General features: G+C 67.2%; 11 protein-coding genes. 1 reads left to right on the top strand and 10 read right to left on the bottom strand.

The window, feature by feature from the left end; all coding sequences use genetic code 11:
* Positions 1-38: 38 nt before the first annotated feature.
* The 6 genes from J2W36_RS05630 to pgaA all read right to left on the bottom strand — a co-directional run bounded on the left by J2W36_RS05630 (position 39) and on the right by pgaA (position 10,064).
* Positions 39-1,112 carry a phospholipase gene (locus J2W36_RS05630; RefSeq protein ID WP_307688701.1) on the bottom strand — a complete coding sequence of 358 codons (1,074 nt, stop codon included), beginning with the start codon at positions 1,110-1,112 and terminating at the stop codon, positions 39-41.
* A gap of 5 nt (positions 1,113-1,117) precedes the next feature.
* Positions 1,118-3,490 (bottom strand): Tex family protein, encoded by a 2,373-nt coding sequence (locus J2W36_RS05625; RefSeq protein WP_307688700.1) that lies wholly within the window; start codon positions 3,488-3,490, stop codon positions 1,118-1,120.
* Between the two features lie 86 nt (positions 3,491-3,576).
* Entirely contained in the window at positions 3,577-4,134 is a 558-nt protein-coding gene (pgaD, locus tag J2W36_RS05620) for a poly-beta-1,6-N-acetyl-D-glucosamine biosynthesis protein PgaD (protein ID WP_307688699.1), read from the bottom strand.
* Complete coding sequence (pgaC, locus tag J2W36_RS05615; protein WP_307688698.1) at positions 4,118-5,395, bottom strand: poly-beta-1,6-N-acetyl-D-glucosamine synthase; 1,278 nt, start codon at positions 5,393-5,395, stop codon at positions 4,118-4,120. Before pgaC ends, pgaD begins: the two co-directional genes overlap by 17 nt.
* Positions 5,392-7,464 carry a poly-beta-1,6-N-acetyl-D-glucosamine N-deacetylase PgaB gene (gene pgaB / locus J2W36_RS05610; RefSeq protein ID WP_307688697.1) on the bottom strand — a complete coding sequence of 691 codons (2,073 nt, stop codon included), beginning with the start codon at positions 7,462-7,464 and terminating at the stop codon, positions 5,392-5,394. Before pgaB ends, pgaC begins: the two co-directional genes overlap by 4 nt.
* 11 nt (positions 7,465-7,475) lie before the next feature.
* Positions 7,476-10,064 (bottom strand): poly-beta-1,6 N-acetyl-D-glucosamine export porin PgaA, encoded by a 2,589-nt coding sequence (pgaA, locus tag J2W36_RS05605; protein WP_307688696.1) that lies wholly within the window; start codon positions 10,062-10,064, stop codon positions 7,476-7,478.
* Positions 10,065-10,309: 245 nt separating this feature from the next.
* Here pgaA and J2W36_RS05600 point away from each other — a divergent pair, with 245 nt between their 5' ends.
* Positions 10,310-11,692 carry an MATE family efflux transporter gene (locus J2W36_RS05600; RefSeq protein WP_307688695.1) on the top strand — a complete coding sequence of 461 codons (1,383 nt, stop codon included), beginning with the start codon at positions 10,310-10,312 and terminating at the stop codon, positions 11,690-11,692.
* Positions 11,693-11,712: 20 nt separating this feature from the next.
* Here J2W36_RS05600 and J2W36_RS05595 read toward each other — a convergent pair whose 3' ends face one another.
* The 4 genes from J2W36_RS05595 to J2W36_RS05580 are packed head-to-tail and all read right to left on the bottom strand — an operon-like array spanning position 11,713 to position 15,434.
* Positions 11,713-12,414 (bottom strand): PqiC family protein, encoded by a 702-nt coding sequence (locus tag J2W36_RS05595; protein WP_307688694.1) that lies wholly within the window; start codon positions 12,412-12,414, stop codon positions 11,713-11,715.
* Positions 12,411-14,054, bottom strand: coding sequence for a PqiB family protein (locus tag J2W36_RS05590; RefSeq protein WP_307688693.1), 1,644 nt, complete (start codon positions 14,052-14,054; stop codon positions 12,411-12,413). The genes J2W36_RS05595 and J2W36_RS05590 overlap by 4 nt, the downstream gene beginning before the upstream one ends.
* Positions 14,047-14,787 (bottom strand): paraquat-inducible protein A, encoded by a 741-nt coding sequence (locus J2W36_RS05585; protein ID WP_307688692.1) that lies wholly within the window; start codon positions 14,785-14,787, stop codon positions 14,047-14,049. Before J2W36_RS05585 ends, J2W36_RS05590 begins: the two co-directional genes overlap by 8 nt.
* Positions 14,787-15,434: a paraquat-inducible protein A gene (locus J2W36_RS05580; RefSeq protein ID WP_307688691.1), complete on the bottom strand. Its 648-nt coding sequence runs from the start codon at positions 15,432-15,434 to the stop codon at positions 14,787-14,789. Before J2W36_RS05580 ends, J2W36_RS05585 begins: the two co-directional genes overlap by 1 nt.
* Positions 15,435-15,443 lie beyond the last annotated feature (9 nt).

Here is a 15,443-nt window from a genome sequence, read left to right as displayed (position 1 = left end):
GCACAGGTTGCGCGGCAGCCGATTATCGGCTGCAGGTCTCAGAGTGGCTCGACCCGCGACATGTCCGGGCGCAGCAGCCATTCCTGCAGTTCGTCAGCAAGTTGCTGCGCGGCGGTGGCCGCGGCGCGCCAGGCTGCCATGCGGCCGGCCGGGTCGCGGGCATAGTGCACGAAGTCCTTGCGGTCGGGCAGCTTGCCGTTGGGCAGCGAAGCCACCCATGCCGCCGACGGCGCCAGCACCACCGTGCGATCGAGAAAAGGCGTGGCCTTGTGGCGCCACTTCAGCCCCTTGTCGAGCCAGCCGGGGACCACGGCCTGCTGGAAGTGCGGATACAGCACCAAGCCGTCGGTGCCGGCTTGGTAGTCCAAATGCAGGTGGTAGTCGGTGATGCCACCGTCCCAGTAGGCACCGGGCGGCGCGCCGGGAATGTCGTGCACCGCCTCCAGCATGAACGGAATCGAGCAGGACGCCTGCAGCGCGAGCTCGAAGTTGGCTTCGCTCAGCACGGCGCGACGGGTCGGGAAGTCCTGGGTGTCGAACGGCAGGCCCACGTCCTGCGTCGAGAACACCACGCGCTCCAGCCAGGCGCCAAGCGACTTGCGCCGCACGCTGTTCGCGGCAAAGGCGCCGAGGTAGCCAAGCGCGGTGCGCGCACGGGCTTCCCGGCCCAAAATGTGCCGGCCATGCGCGGTGATCACATGCAGGCGATAGCGCGGATGGTGCAGCACCTCGCGCGAACGGCCGCCGTAGAAGCTCTGCAGTCCGGCGCTGAACTGCGCACTGACCTGCCGTGCCGTGAGCCTTTTCTGGCCGGCGGGCACTTCGAAGTGCTGGGCAATGTAGCCGGCCTCGAAGTCTCGCAGCGCACGCATGGGATCGTCCAGGCAGGCATTGGCCAGGCGCCACGCACCGATGGAGGCGCCCACCAGGTCGATCGGCTGGCTCGACCGTGTGAGCCATTCGCCGAACAGAAAGCGGTCGATCGGGCCGAGGATCAGGCCTTTCGGTCCGCCGGCCGCGCCCGGCACGATGCGCACATCGTGCGGCTGCAGACCGTGGCTTCGCAGATGCTGGAGCGCCAACGGGCCGGCATGCAGGCGCAGCGCTTTCATGCGTGCTACTTTCGCAGGCCCTGCAGCTTCGCAAAAGCGCTGGCCATCTGCCCGGCAGGCTGCGGCGCGCTGTCGCGACGCGGCGCCTGCTGACCGCGGCCGGCGCCCTCGAAGCGGTTGTCGCGCGGGCCGTCGCGTCGGGCCGGCGTCGCGTCGAGCCGCATCGACAGGCCGATGCGCTTGCGCGCCACGTCGACTTCCATCACCTTGACGCGCACGATGTCGCCGGTCTTGACGATCTCGCGCGCATCCTCCACGAACTTGTTGGCGAGCTGGCTCACATGCACCAGGCCGTCCTGGTGCACGCCCAGGTCGATGAAGGCGCCGAACTGCGCGACGTTGCTCACCGTGCCTTCGAGGATCATCCCTTCCTTCAGGTCGGCGATGTCGTCGACGCCGTCGTTGAAGCGCGCCACCTTGAAGTCCGGGCGCGGGTCGCGGCCGGGCTTCTCGAGTTCGCCCAGGATGTCCTTGACCGTGATGACGCCGAACTTCTCGTTGGCGAACAGCTCCGGCCGCAGCGTCTTGAGCATGTCGGCGCGGCCCATCAGCTCGGCGATAGGCTTGCCGGTCTTTTCCATGATCTGTTCGACCACCGGATAGGTTTCCGGGTGGACGCCAGTCACGTCGAGCGGGTTGCTGCCGCCGCGCACGCGCAGGAAGCCGGCGCTCTGCTCGAAGGCCTTGGGGCCGAAGCCGGTCACTTCGAGCAGTTGCTTGCGCGTCGCGAAGGCGCCGTTGGCCTCGCGCCAGCGCACCACCGCCTTGGCCACACTCGCCGACAGGCCCGAGACGCGCGACAGCAGCGGCACGCTGGCCGTGTTGAGGTCGACGCCCACGGAGTTCACGCAGTCTTCCACCACCGCGACCAGCGTGCGCGCGAGCTCGCTCTGGTTCACGTCGTGCTGGTACTGGCCGACGCCGATCGACTTCGGGTCGATCTTCACCAGCTCGGCCAGCGGGTCCTGCAGGCGGCGCGCGATGCTGGCGGCGCCGCGCAGGCTCACGTCGACATCGGGCATCTCCTGCGAGGCGAACTCGCTGGCGGAATAAACCGAAGCGCCGGCCTCGCTCACCACCACCTTGTCGATGGCCATCGGCGGCGCGCCAGCCTGGTCGGCCATCTTCGCAAGCAGCTTGATCAGGTCGCCGGCGAGCTTGTCGGTCTCGCGGCTGGCGGTGCCATTGCCGATGGCAATGAGGTTCACGCCGTGCTTGGCGCAGAGCTTGCCCAGCGTGTGCAGCGACCCTTCCCAGTCCTTGCGCGGCTCGTGCGGGAACACGGTGGCGGTCTCGACCAGCTTGCCGGTCGCATCGACCACCGCGACCTTCACGCCAGTGCGGATGCCGGGGTCCAGCCCCAGCACCACGCGCGGGCCGGCCGGCGCGGCCAGCAGCAGGTCGCGCAGGTTGTCGGCGAACACCTTGATGGCGACCTTCTCGGCCTCTTCGCGCAGGCGGGTGAACAGGTCGCGTTCGGTGGAGAGCGCGAGCTTCACGCGCCAGGTCCAGGCCACGCACTTGCGGATCAGGTCGTCGGCCTTGCGGGCCGAGTGGCTCCAGCCCAGATGCAGCGCGATCTTGCCTTCGGCGATGGACGGCTTGCCCGGCTCGGGTTCCACCGGCAGCACCAGCTTCGCGTCAAGGATGTCGAGCGCGCGGCCACGGAACACGGCCAGCGCGCGGTGCGACGGCACACGGCCGATCGGCTCGTCGTAGTCGAAGTAGTCGCGGAACTTGGCGACGTCGACGTTGTTCTCGTCCTTGCCCGCCATCAGCGTGGACTTGAGCAGGCCTTCGGCCCACAACCACTCGCGCAGGCGCTGTACCAGCGCCGCGTCTTCGGCCCAGCGCTCCGACAGGATGTCGCGCACGCCGTCGAGCACGGCCGGCACGGTGGAGAAATCAGGGCCTGGCTTGCCATCGTCGAGGGTCTCGGCCGGCTTCAGGAAGGCCTGCGCCTCCACAGCCGGGTCGAGCGTCGGATCAGCGAAGAGCTTGTCGGCCAGCGGTTCGATGCCGAACTCGCGGGCGATCTGGCCCTTGGTGCGGCGCTTCTGCTTGAAAGGCAGGTAGAGGTCTTCCAGCTCCTGCTTGGTGGTCACGTTGGCGATGGCGGCACGCAGCGCATCGGTCAGCTTGCCCTGTTCGTCGATGCTCTTGAGAACCGCCGCACGGCGGTCTTCCAGCTCGCGCAGGTAGGAGAGCCGGGCTTCCAGCTCTCGCAGCTGGATGTCGTCCAGGCCGTCGGTGGCCTCCTTGCGGTAGCGGGCAATGAAAGGCACCGTCGCGCCGCTGTCCAGCAACTCGACGGCAGCCTTCACCTGATGCTCGCCGACCTTGATCTCGGCGGCGAGCTGGCGAATGATTTTCTGCATGTTCTCTGCTTATCCCTGGGAAAACAGCGAAGTTTGCCATAGGCGCCCGGTGGCCAATGCGCCCCCGTGCGCCCGACCCGGGGTACTCAGATATGCCGGCTCGACACCACCGGCTCGGCTGCATCGCGCAGCCGCCCATCGTCGTCGTGCTCGACCACCAGCCGGCGCGCCTGTTGCCACACCAGCAGATTGCGCGGGGCCAAGTCGGCGTAATCGGCGATCTCAGCCGTGGAATTTCGCGCAGCGTGCGCGTCGGCCGGCTTCTTTTCATGCGTGTGGCGGCGTATCGGCGCAATCAGCAGCATGACCACGAAGATCACGGCGATGCCCACGGCACAGAACCCCAGCGCGCTGCGGCTGCCCTGAACGTCCGCGATGGTGAAAAAGTGGTACCAGGCATACAGCACCACCGCGATCCAGAACGCCACCAGCAACAGCGGCCGCAGCAGACGCAGCCACAGGTACATGCTGACGGCCCCTATCGACGATTTATTCTCGCGAAAGGCCTTGAAGGACACCCGCGCCGCATCGAGGATCGGCTCCTCGTGCGGTTCTGCCCAGCCGCTGACGCGGTCGGGCGGCGGCGCGGCAACGGCCTGGGGGTGTGGCGCGATGGCGGGGCGGGTTTCAGTTTGCGGTTGCATTTGCATCTCCTCGTTCAGGGCTGGTCCAGACCGCACGCTTGCCGCGGCGGCGCAAAAGGGTGATGGGAAGCGCCAGGATGGTGGTGAACATATTGATCATCCAGAAGGCCAGCGGGTACCAGATGGTCCACACGAAATAGCGCATGATGTCGCGGTCGTAGTGCCGGTCGATCCACAGGCTCACGAGCATCTGCAGCATGCAGGTGACGCCCAGCAGCATGCCGTTCCATTCGGGCAGGAAGCCGACGAACTGCCATTCCGCTGGCAGGAACGGCCGGACCAGCGCGAGCACCAGCACGGTGAACATCGCGTAGGCCCAAACCACGCTGGCGAGGTACTCGATGAAGATCGGCCACATGCGCGCGTTGCGCGGCTTGAGCAGTTCCAGGCCATGGCGCAGCAGCGTCTGGATGCCTCCGGTGGCCCAGCGCTGGCGCTGGCGATAGAGCCCGCGCACGGTCTCGGGCATGAGGATCCAGCACAGCGCACGTGGCTCGTAGCGCACGTCCCAGCCCTTGAGTTGCAGCTTCCAGCTCACGTCGATGTCTTCGGTCATCACGTCGGGGCTCCAGAAGCCCACGTCGAGCAATGCCTTGCGCCGGAACATCGACAGCACGCCAGAGACGGTGAACAACCGGCCGAACAGTTGCTGGGTACGCTTGATCAGGCCGATGGTCGACGAGAACTCGCCCACCTGCATGCGACCCAGCAGGCTGGTGCGCGTGCGGATGCGCGGGTTGCCGGTGATCGCGCCCACGCGTTCGGACTGCAGCATGTGCCGCATCATCCAGGCAATGGCATCGGGGTCGACCAGCGCGTCGCCGTCCACGCCGAGGATGTATTCGCCGCGAGCCAGCAAGGTGGCGGTGTTCAGGCCGACGGCCTTGCCCTGGTTGCTGGCGTTGTGCAGCACCCGCAGCAGCGGATAACGCAGTGCAAGCTCGTCGAGCACCTGCCCCGTGCCGTCGGTGCTGCCGTCGTTCACGGCAATCACCTCGTAGCTTGGGTAATTGCTGCGCATGAGCTGCTCGATGACCTCGCTCACGCAGCCCGCCTCGTTGTAGCAGGGCACGATCACGCTGACCATCGGTGATGCCTTGAGCATCGGCTGCGGGTCGATCGGCAGATGCCGCTTGCGCTCGAACACCAGGGCATGGGCCAGGCCACCGGCCATCCAGACGTACGCCATGATGAACGGGTAATAGAAGACGTAGCCCAGCATGAACTGGACGAAGGGCGAACCGAAGATTTCTGCGCTCATCGTGCGGCTCCTTCGATCGCCACCGGCTGCAGCAGGCTGCTGCGCACCGACAACGCGTTGCGAACGGTGGCCAGGCCCGGCTGGTCGTTGAAGAAGTCGTCCGGGTAGTAAGCCAGGTGTCTTGCGCCCATGCGGTGCAGCAGTGACCATTGCGCCGCCAACGTCGAATCGGGCACCGGCTTGCCGGTCCGCCAATCGCGTGCCTGCAGTTCGAACACAGTGCGTTCGAGGCCGCGCGGCGTGGCCGCCACCCGGCGCGCCAGCGTCGCGAGCCAGGCCTGCGGGTCGGCGACCTGTTCCATAAAGGGCATCGCCATCACGGCGGTGTAGTCGTAGGCGGCGAGCGATTGCGCGTAGTCCTGCGCAAACCATTCCCCCGAAGCTGGCTCCATCACGGGGCGCGCGTAGAGGTTGCGCGCGGTCAGCACGCCGGGTTGCCAGTCGCGCACACGCTGAGCGAGTTCCAGCGTGAAGTCGGTCAGGAAGCGCGTCTTGTCCGCGGACCAGCGTGCACGCAGCGCGGGGTCGGCGCGGATGGCTGCCACGTCGACGGGCAGGCCCCAGCGGGCATAGGTCTGCAGCGCCAGCGGGCTGGTGTCCTCGTCGTCGCTCAAGGTGGCGTCGTCGTGGAACAGAACGCCGGCAAAGGCGGCATGGCGGCCCAGGTCTTCATAGATGTCACCGATGAGGGCGCGCACGGCCGGGTCGAAGGGGGTGAGGCGCGCATAGCGCGTGCCTTCGGCCTGCGGCTTGTCGTGCCGGGGCTGGGCATCGAGCCAGCCCACCGTGTGCGCGGCGAGCGGATGGTCCTTGGGCAGATGGAAGGCCATCACAGGCATCCACGCAAAGACCTGGACGCCCGTGCGTGTGCGCAGTTGCCAGGCGACGCGGTTGAACAGGTCGGCGCGCACCGGCATGTGCCGGTTGGGAAAGTACAGCGCGTCGGCCACGCCGTCGCCGTCCGGGTCCGAAAAGGCCTGCAGGTACACGGCGCTCGGGCCGACCGCGAGCACGCGCTCAAGCAGGCGCGAGAGGTTCGCTTCCTGCTGCGCCGGGTCGGGGTCGTAGACGTAGTCAAGGTCGATGTGCATGGCGCGGTGGATCGGGAAGATGCTGCCGGTGCGACCGGGGGTGCGCAGCAGCGCGTGGTAAGGCACGGGCATGTCGTAGGTGGCCAAGCCGCGGCGGATTTCCTGCAGCGGCACGTCGGCCGTGTTCGGGCCCTCGTCCAGCGTCAGCGTGATCGGCATGCCGGCGCGATCGGCAGCACGCAGCGCCTCCCGGTTGTAGGCCCCGTAGGGCCAGACCATCGCGCGGACCTTGCTGGCGGTGTTCTTCTCGATCACCTCGCGGCTGCGGCGCAGGTCGGCTTCCACGCGGGCGACATAGGCTGCCACCGTTTCGTAGCGGCCACTGGCCGCATCGAACTGCAGGGTGGTGCCGGCGGGCTGCACGTTGCCCTGCGGGTTACCGGGCACGCCGCGGTGCAGTGCATCGCTGTGGCTGGCGAATTCGACCAGCCCCGAAGCGGCCATCTCCCGCGCCTGGGTCCAGGTAAGGAAGCTGTCGCGCGACGGCGGCGAGCCGGGGTTGTAGTCGGTCACCGGTTGGCCGGCTGGCACGTCGAGCCAGCTGGTGACGAGCGCCATGACAGCCGGATAGCCGAAGCGCTTGAGCAGCGGAAAGGCCTTGGTGTACGCGCTTTCATAGCCATCGTCGAAGCTCAGCAGCACCGCACGCGGCGGCAGCGGCTTGCCACCGGCGCGCGCGTCGATGATCTGTTGCAGGCTCACCGGATGGTGGTCGTTGGCCTGGAGCCACGAGAAGAACTCGGCGAGCGTGCGTTCGTCGAGGGCCGTGGCTTCAGGCGCGGTCTCGAAACTCTCGCGCACGTTGCTGCGGATGTCGTGCAGCGCGATGGCGCGGAAGGTCTTGCCGTCGTCGACGTCGGGCGCCGGAACCTTCTGCGCGTGCGCGGACGGCGCCATGCACAGCAGCGTCAGCATCGCAGCGAACAGCAAGGCCGGCAGTCGCCAGCGGAGGGAGGAAGAAAGGAAATGGACAGACACGTGACGGGTTCTCATTGCAATGGCACCGAAAGATTCAGGAAGACGAAGGGCCTTCGCTCCCTGACGCCGTCGTAGGGATGGCTGGACACACCCAGGCCGTAACGCAGCTGCATGGTTGGGCCGAAGCTCCACTCGTGGGCGTAGCGCAGCGACCAGGTCGGTCCGCTGCCGAACCCCTCCTGCCGGTAGCGGCCGGTGCTGGCCTCCACCACCTGCGCAAAACTGCGGTCGTCGCGCTTCCATGTCAGGTAGCGGGCGCGCGCGCCCAACTCCACGGCGCTTTCGCGCGCCGGGCTGAAGTAAGGCGTGTCCTGGCGGTCGTAGCGGGCGGTTTCGCCGCCGAGCGTGGTCTCGAACTGAAACCGCGGCCCGCTGATCCAGCGCTCGCGCCAATCCAGCCCGAACGCGTCGCGCGTGTTGCCGTCGCTGAAGTCCATGCGCTGCGCAGTCGCGTCGAAGCTGCGCGACTCGTTGACAACGTAGGTCGCGCCCAGCGCCGTCGCATGCGCGCCGATGCCTGCGTTGCGCGCTTTCCACGGCGTGTCGGGGCTGTTCGTGTCAACCTCGGCGGACAGGCGCCATTGGTCGCTGGCACGGTAGCGCAGCCCGAGTGCAACACCCGTGCGGTAGGGGCCGTCGTTGGACTGATGCAGCTCGCCGGTGAAGTTCCAACGGCCCTTGAGGTATTCGGCGCCGATGCCCGCCCGCGCCAGGGTGACATTGCCCTGGTCGGTGTCCGCGTGGGCGAGGATCTGGTGATAGAAGAGGCGCCAGGTGTCGTCGCCGAACCAGGGCGAAATCAGGCGCGTGTCGGTGCGCCATTCACGGTTGGCCAGAGCGCCGCCATCGCGACCTGCTTCGGCATCGATCTCCAGGCGCGGCGCGAGCGTGGCGTCCCGCAGGCGCACGGCATTGCGCACGGCGATGGCATCAGGCGCGTCGGCGGCCAGTGCGTCGGTGGCGCGTCGGCCCTCGCTCAGTTCGCCGGCATTGAAGAGTGCGCCCGCATGGCCGGCACGCACGGAAACGTTGTCCGGATGGTCGGTGAGCAGTTCGTCGTAGTGCGCGAGCGCTGCTTGAGGATGACTGCGCGCCATTGCCGTTTCTGCCTGGGCACTGCGCAAGCCCGCGTTCATCGGTGCGAGCGCCGACAGGATGCCCGCACTGCGCTCCGCCTGCGCCGGACGGTCGGCATACAGCTGCATCAGCGCGCGCAGATTGCGCACTTCGGTGTACTGCGGATTGGGTGTCCCGCCTTGCGGCGACAGCCGAAGCATGGGCGGCGTGCCCTCCTCCATCCGGCTCAACAGCGCTTGGGCTTCGTCGAAGCGCGCTGTGTCCATGTAGGCATAGACCAGGCCGATGTGGGTATCGCTCGGCATCGGCAGACGGTCGGCGCCGCGGCGCAACGCAGCCTCGTACAGGGGCACGGCCAAGTCGGAGCGCCGTTGCTGCTGATACGCGCCCGCCACGTCGGACTGCACGTAGTAAGGAGGCTCGACACCCTCGGCGGCCAGCGCCTCGTAGCTGGCCGTGGCTTCGGCGTAGCGCGCGCGGGCGGTCAGCGCCACGATGCGATCGTAGCGAAGCTGCAGGCCCAGATTGCGCCAGGCGGTGGCGCCCGGCACGTCGCCGGCGCTGCGGGCTTCGCTTTCCTGCGCCATGGCGGCCTGTCGTTCGGGTTCGTAGTGCGGCAGCAGTGCATCGAGCAGCGCAAAGCGCTCGGCGCCCCATCCTGTCGATTCATCGCGATGGGCAACGGCCCAGCGCAACTGCTGGCCGAACGCCTGCTGTCGCAGGGTGGCCATTTCCAGCGCAGAGAAAGTACCCGGTTGGGCCGCCTCGGCAGCTTGCGCATGCGCCAGCGCGGCCGATTCGGCACCCGTGCTCTGCAGGATGAATGCCACGGCGCGGCGTGCATAACGGTGGTGGGGCTCGATCGCCAGCAGCGCGTTGTAATCGGCCAGGGCATCGAGTGGACGGGCACGGGCTTCGTTGAGCGCGCCTCGTGCTTCGAGCAATGCAACCTGCTGCTCGGTCGTCGGGCTTGGCCAGCTCGCCCGCAGGCTCGCCAGCGTGGCCTCGGCCTGCGCATAGTCTTGCTGGTCGGTCTGCCAGACGGCCTCGAAGATGCGCGGGCGCCACGCTTGCGGCTGGCGCGTACGCATCAGCCGTACGGCTTCGCCCTCGAGCGTCCGGTCGGCGACACTGCGTGCAGCCTGGAATGCCGGCTCGAAGGCATAAGCGTCGAGCACCTCGAGCGGAGCCTCCCGCGCCCAACGGGCCGCGTCGGCCGGCTGGCCTGCGGCCATCGCCCACACGACGCCATCGGATGCGACACGGCGTTGTGCCGCGGCATCCAGGGACTGGCGCCGCCACGCCTCGAGTTGCGCAAAGCCAGCGCGCGGCGTGACGCTGCCGCTTCGCTGCGCTGTCACGAGCGCGTCGTGCGCTTGCGGGCTGTAGGGAGATTCGCTCGCCTGTGTATTGATCGCCACCACCGCCGGCTGCGCATGGGCGGCACCGGCAAGGCTGGCAGCGATCGCAGCCGCAGTCAGGGCATGACGAAGGATGCCCGGGGGGCCGGGCGGTCGCTGCAAAGGCTGGGGGGAGGATTTTCCGGAGCGGAAGAAATCAATTCGGTCGGAAGTGTGAACGTTCAATGCGATGTCTCTTTATTTGAGAACCGCGATTAACACGAAAGCACTAATTGAAACTTGAGGTTGTTTTGACTACTTTAGTGTAGTCATTTGCGCCGCCGCAACACGCTGGCACATGGTTCTCAAAGCGAAGTCCGCCGCCCATGTAGGATGCGCCGACCCTACGGCAGCCAGCCGCCCTCACCATGACCCCCAACGAAATTTCACGTCCCGCCGCACCGCTCGACACCCATCCGCTCTGGAAGACATTCGCTTTCTTCCTGGGACCGATGCTGTTGAGCAACATCCTTCAGTCGCTGTCGGGCACGCTCAACAACGTTTACGTCGGCCAGATGCTCGGCGTGGGCGCGCTTGCCGCGGTGTCGAGCTTCTTTCCGGTGATGTTTTTCTTCATTGCGTTCATGATCGGACTGGGTGCCGGCGCCTCGGTGCTGATCGGCCAGGCCTGGGGCGCACGCGACACGGCCAAGGTCAAGGCGGTGGCGGGCACCACGCTGTCGGTGGGCATCGCCTTCGGGCTGCTGGTGGCCTTGTTCGGCGGCTTTTTTACCGAGCGCATGCTGGCCGCGCTCGGAACGCCCCCCGACATCCTGGCGGACGCCACGCGCTATGCGCGCATCATCCTGATCGCGATGCCAGGACTCTTTGTGTTCCTGCTGTCGACCGCCATGCTGCGCGGTGTCGGCGATACGGTCACGCCGCTGTTCACGCTGGCCATTTCGACCGGCATCGGCCTCGTGCTGACCCCGGCGCTGATCCGCGGCTGGGGTGGCCTGCCGATGTTGGGCGTGGCCAGCGGGGCCGCGGCCACGGTGGTGTCGTTCGTGGTGGCCACCACGTGGCTGGCGTTCCGGCTTCGCGCGCGCAAGAGTCCACTCGCGCCCGATGCCGACTTTGCACGCCACATGCGTGTCGACCCCAAAATCCTGAAGATGGTGCTCAAGGTCGGCGTGCCGACCGGCGTGCAGATGATCGTCATCTCGCTGGCCGAAATCGCCCTGCTCTCCCTGGTCAACGGCTACGGCTCCGATGCCACGGCGGCCTACGGCGCGGTCAACCAGGTGGTGGCGTACGTGCAGTTCCCGGCGATCTCGATTGCCATTACCGCGTCGATCCTCGGTGCGCAGGCCATTGGCGCCGGCCGCGCCGACAAGCTGGGCGCCATCGCACGCACCGGCCTGCTGATGAACCTTGTGCTGACCGGCGGGCTGGTGGTGCTGGGCTACCTGTTCTCGCGTCGCCTGATGGGCTTTTTCATCACGAGCGAGCCGGTGATCGAGCTGGCGCAGACCCTGCTGCACATCATGCTGTGGAGCAGCGTGATCTTCGGCATGGCCGCGGTGTTGTCCGGGATCATGCGTGCGAGCGGCTCGGTGCTGATGCCCACCGCCATCTCGATCATCTGCATCGCGCTCATCGAGGTGCCGGTGGCCTGGTTCATGAGCCAGCGCATCGGCATCAACGGCGTGTGGGTGGCTTACCCGGTCGCCTTCATCGCCATGCTGGCGCTACAGACCGCCTACTACCGCCTGGTCTGGCGCAAGAAGGCCATCCGGCGGCTGATCTGAGGCCGGGCCGGCTCGCGCCCTCAGCGCGTGCAGGCGGCTCCGGGGTTCGCCTGCAACGCGCGCACATGCCGCGCGATGGCGTCGGCGGCGCGTGCCGTCACGCGTTGCGCGCCCTGGGCCAGCGCCTCGATGCCGCTGCCGACCGGCTCGGTGGTCGACCACTGGCAACTCGCGCTCAGGTCGGCGTCGGAGCGCCGCACGGTCCAGCTGAACGCGGCGTCGACGCGCGTGTCCTCCACGGCATCGAACTGACGCACCTGCACGGCGATGCGCCAGGCTGGCGTGCTCGGCTGGCGCCCGCCTTTGGTCACGTCGATGGCGCCCAATTGCGCGGCAACGCCGCTGGCCAGCGCATCGCGCAATTCGTTTTCGAATGAAGACGACCAGCGGTGCTGTTCGAGCAGTTCGACCTGGGCGCCGGGCGTCGCCTTGCGGACCAGCATCTGCGGGCGCGCGAGCCGCTCGGGCATGGCAACGGGAGCCAGCTCGATGAACATGGGAGCGGCGGCGGCAGCGTCGTTCGAAGCGTTCTGCGGTGCGGTCGTGCCAGGAGCGGCCAGCGTGTAATAGCGATCGGGCGAGCTTGCACAGCCTGCAATCAGCCCGGCACAGGTCAGCATCAGCGCAAGCGCCGTGCCGCGCGGCGCGGAGAACACGGCACGCAAAGGCGCACTCAGGGACACGGAGGCGTCTGCGGACGCAGCAAGATGCACTGGCTTCATTTTTTGTCGTCCGGTTTGCCGCGCAGCAGCGACTCGGGGTGGCGTTCGAGGTAGTCGGTCAGCACGCGCACGGAGCCTGCCGCGCGGGTGAGCTCCTGCAGCGTCTGGCGCATGTCCTGCTGCAGGGGTGAATCCTGCGCCAGCGTCCGCTCGGCGCTGTTGATGGTCTTGCGCGCGTCCTTCATGGCGGCGGTGATCTCCGGCGACACGTCGTTGTTGAGCGTCTTGGTCAGTTGCTCGGCGCTGGTGAGCGTCTTGTTAAGCGTGGACAGCGCCGTGCGCATGTCGGCGCCCAGTTGTTCGAAGGGCACCTTGTTGATCTTGGTGGCAATCTCCTGTACCTGCGACTGAAGTTCGTCGAGGCTGTTGGCCACGGTCGGCAACTCGAGCGGCTCCACGGCAGTGTTGATTTTGGCCGGGGGCGCCTTCGGAAAGAAGTCAAGCGCGACGTAGAGCTGGCCAGTCAGCAGGTTGCCGTTGCGCAGCTGCGCACGCAGGCCCTTGTCGATCATGAAGCGCAGGCGCTGCTCCTGCGTAGCATCCGAAACAGGCACGCCTGCATCGGCGCCGCGACTCAGGCGATCGGGGTAGATCTGCACCAGGACAGGCATGCGGAACTCGCGCGCCGCGCGGTCGAACTCTACACCGATCGATTTGACCTCGCCGATCACCACCCCACGGAAATCGACCGGTGCACCGGGCGACAGCCCGCGCAGCGACTGATTGAAGTGAAGCAAGGCGGTCTTTGCCGGGCCATCGGGCGCCTTCATGGCTCCCGATTCGTCGTCAGCCAGCTTGAAGGCCGTGTTCTCGATGGCAACCGGGCCATTCGCGTCGTCGGGCGCACCGAAGGCAATGCCGCCCAGCAGGATGGTCGCAAGCGACTGCGTGCGCAGGGTCAGGCCGCTCGCACTGAGCTGCATGTCCAGGCCGCTGGCCTGCCAGAAGCGCGTGTTCGCGCCGACGAATTTCTCGTACGGCGTGTTCACGAAGATCCGCAGCGTCACACCCCTGCCATCCGGGTCGAGCTCATAGGCGGCGACCTGGCCGACCTTGATGCGGCGAAAATACACCGGCGAACCTACGTCGAGCGAGCCGATGTCGGTGGCATGCAGCAGGAACTGGCGTCCCGACGCATCGCGCGTGACGATCGGAGGTGTCTCCAGGCCGGTGAACTCGCGGGCGCTTTCCTTGGACACGCCCGCGTCCGCACCGATGTACGCGCCCGACAGCAACGTGTTCAAGCCCGAAATGCCGGAGGTATCCAAGCGTGGCCGCACCACCCAGAAGCGCGTGTCTTCGGCCGTGAATGCATCGGCGTCCTTGTTGAGCTGCAGCACCACGCGCACGTGCGAACGGTCCTTGGCCAGGCGCAGGCTCTGCACCACGCCGATCTGCACATCCTTGTAGCGGACCGCCGTCTTGCCGGCCTCCAGGCCTTCGGCCGTCTTGAAGCTGAGTTCGACCTCGGGGCCGCGATCGATCAGGATCTTGGCGACCAGCGTGATGCCGACCAGCGCAGCCAGCAACGGAATCAGCCAGATCAGCGAAGGCATCCAGTCGCGGCGCCTGACCACGCGCGCCTCGCCCAGGGCCGGCGGCGCAACCGGGTGGGGCTGCGGAATTTTTTCGTCACTCATGCGCGTTGTCTACCTCTGTGTGATGCCGTCCGGGCGCGGTCGGCCCCACCGGCCTGGTGTCCCAGGTGAGCTTCGGATCGAAGCTCAGAGAGGCCAGCATCGTGAGCACCACCACGGCACCGAAGGCCGCAATGCCGACACCGGCCGTGATTTCTGCAAAGCCCTGAATGCGCACGAGGCCGGCGAGCACCGAGACCACGAACACGTCGAGCATCGACCAGCGACCGATCACCTCGATCACATGGTAGAGCCGGGCGCGCTCGGCGCGCCGCCAAGTGCTGCCGCGCTGCGCCGACACCACCAGAATGAACAACGCGGCCAACTTGAACAGGGGCACCAGGAAGCTCGCCACGAAGACGATGGCTGCCAACCCGTAGGCGCCGGTGATCCAGAAATAGATCACCCCGCTGAGGATGGTGTCGTTCTGCACGCCGAACAGCGAGCGCGTGATCATCACAGGCAGCAGGTTCGCTGGCACGTACATCACACAGGCCGCGATCAGGAACGCCCAGGTGCGGTTCAGGCTGTCGGGCTTGCGCTCGCGCAAGGTGGTGCCGCACAGGCCGCAGGCCTCGCCCTCGTGCGCGTCCCGCCAGACGGTGCCGCAGTGCCTGCAGGGCCTGAGTCCCGACGCGGCGGCCGTGACGACGGCCGCGTCCTCGTCCTGCGCACTCACCAGGTCGTCAGGGATGCGTGGCACACGGGGCAGGTGCGCGATCGGCAGGAAACCCATCAGACGGCCTCCCCCGGTGCGGGCACAGACACGGCCTGCGGGTCGGCTTCGGTGGCCATGTCCCAGAAACCACGTGGGTCGAAGGCCAGCACCGCCGTGAGCAGCACCGTGAGCGCCATGAAGGCCCACAGCGCCGGTCCCGGCAGCACCGTGGCGAGGCTCGACAGCTTGACCAGCGCGACCAGCACGCCGAGCAGGAACACCTCGATCATCCCCCAGGGGCGCAGCGACTGCATGATCCGCACCAGCCATGAAAAGCCGCGTGGCAAGCGCCGCTGCGACAGTGGCACCAGCAGCCACACCAAAATAAGCAATTGCAGCAGCGGAAACAGGATGGTGGTTGCCAGCACCAGCAGCGCCACCAGCGCACGCCCCTCATTGCTCAGGGCGACCACCGCCCCCATCAACGTCGTGCGGCTGTGCAGGCCGCGCAACTCGATCTCCACGATCGGAAACAGGTTGGCGATAGCGAACATGATCAGGCTGGCCAGCGCCAGCGGCAGAATGCGGCGGCGCTGTGCGCCCGGATGCCGGTCGAGTTCGGTCCCGCAGCGCGGACAGCGCGCCACTTCGCGCTCGCGCAACGGCGTGCGGTGGTACACCGCATCGCAGCCTTCGCAGACGATCGCTTCAGGAACTTCAGTCATTGAACAAGT

Origin of the sequence: Variovorax ginsengisoli (assembly GCF_030811835.1) — a bacterium.
Taxonomy (GTDB): Bacteria; Pseudomonadota; Gammaproteobacteria; order Burkholderiales; family Burkholderiaceae_C; genus Variovorax; species Variovorax ginsengisoli_C.
Note: the sequence above shows the minus strand (reverse complement) of the source record. Positions and strands in the feature narration are given on the sequence as shown.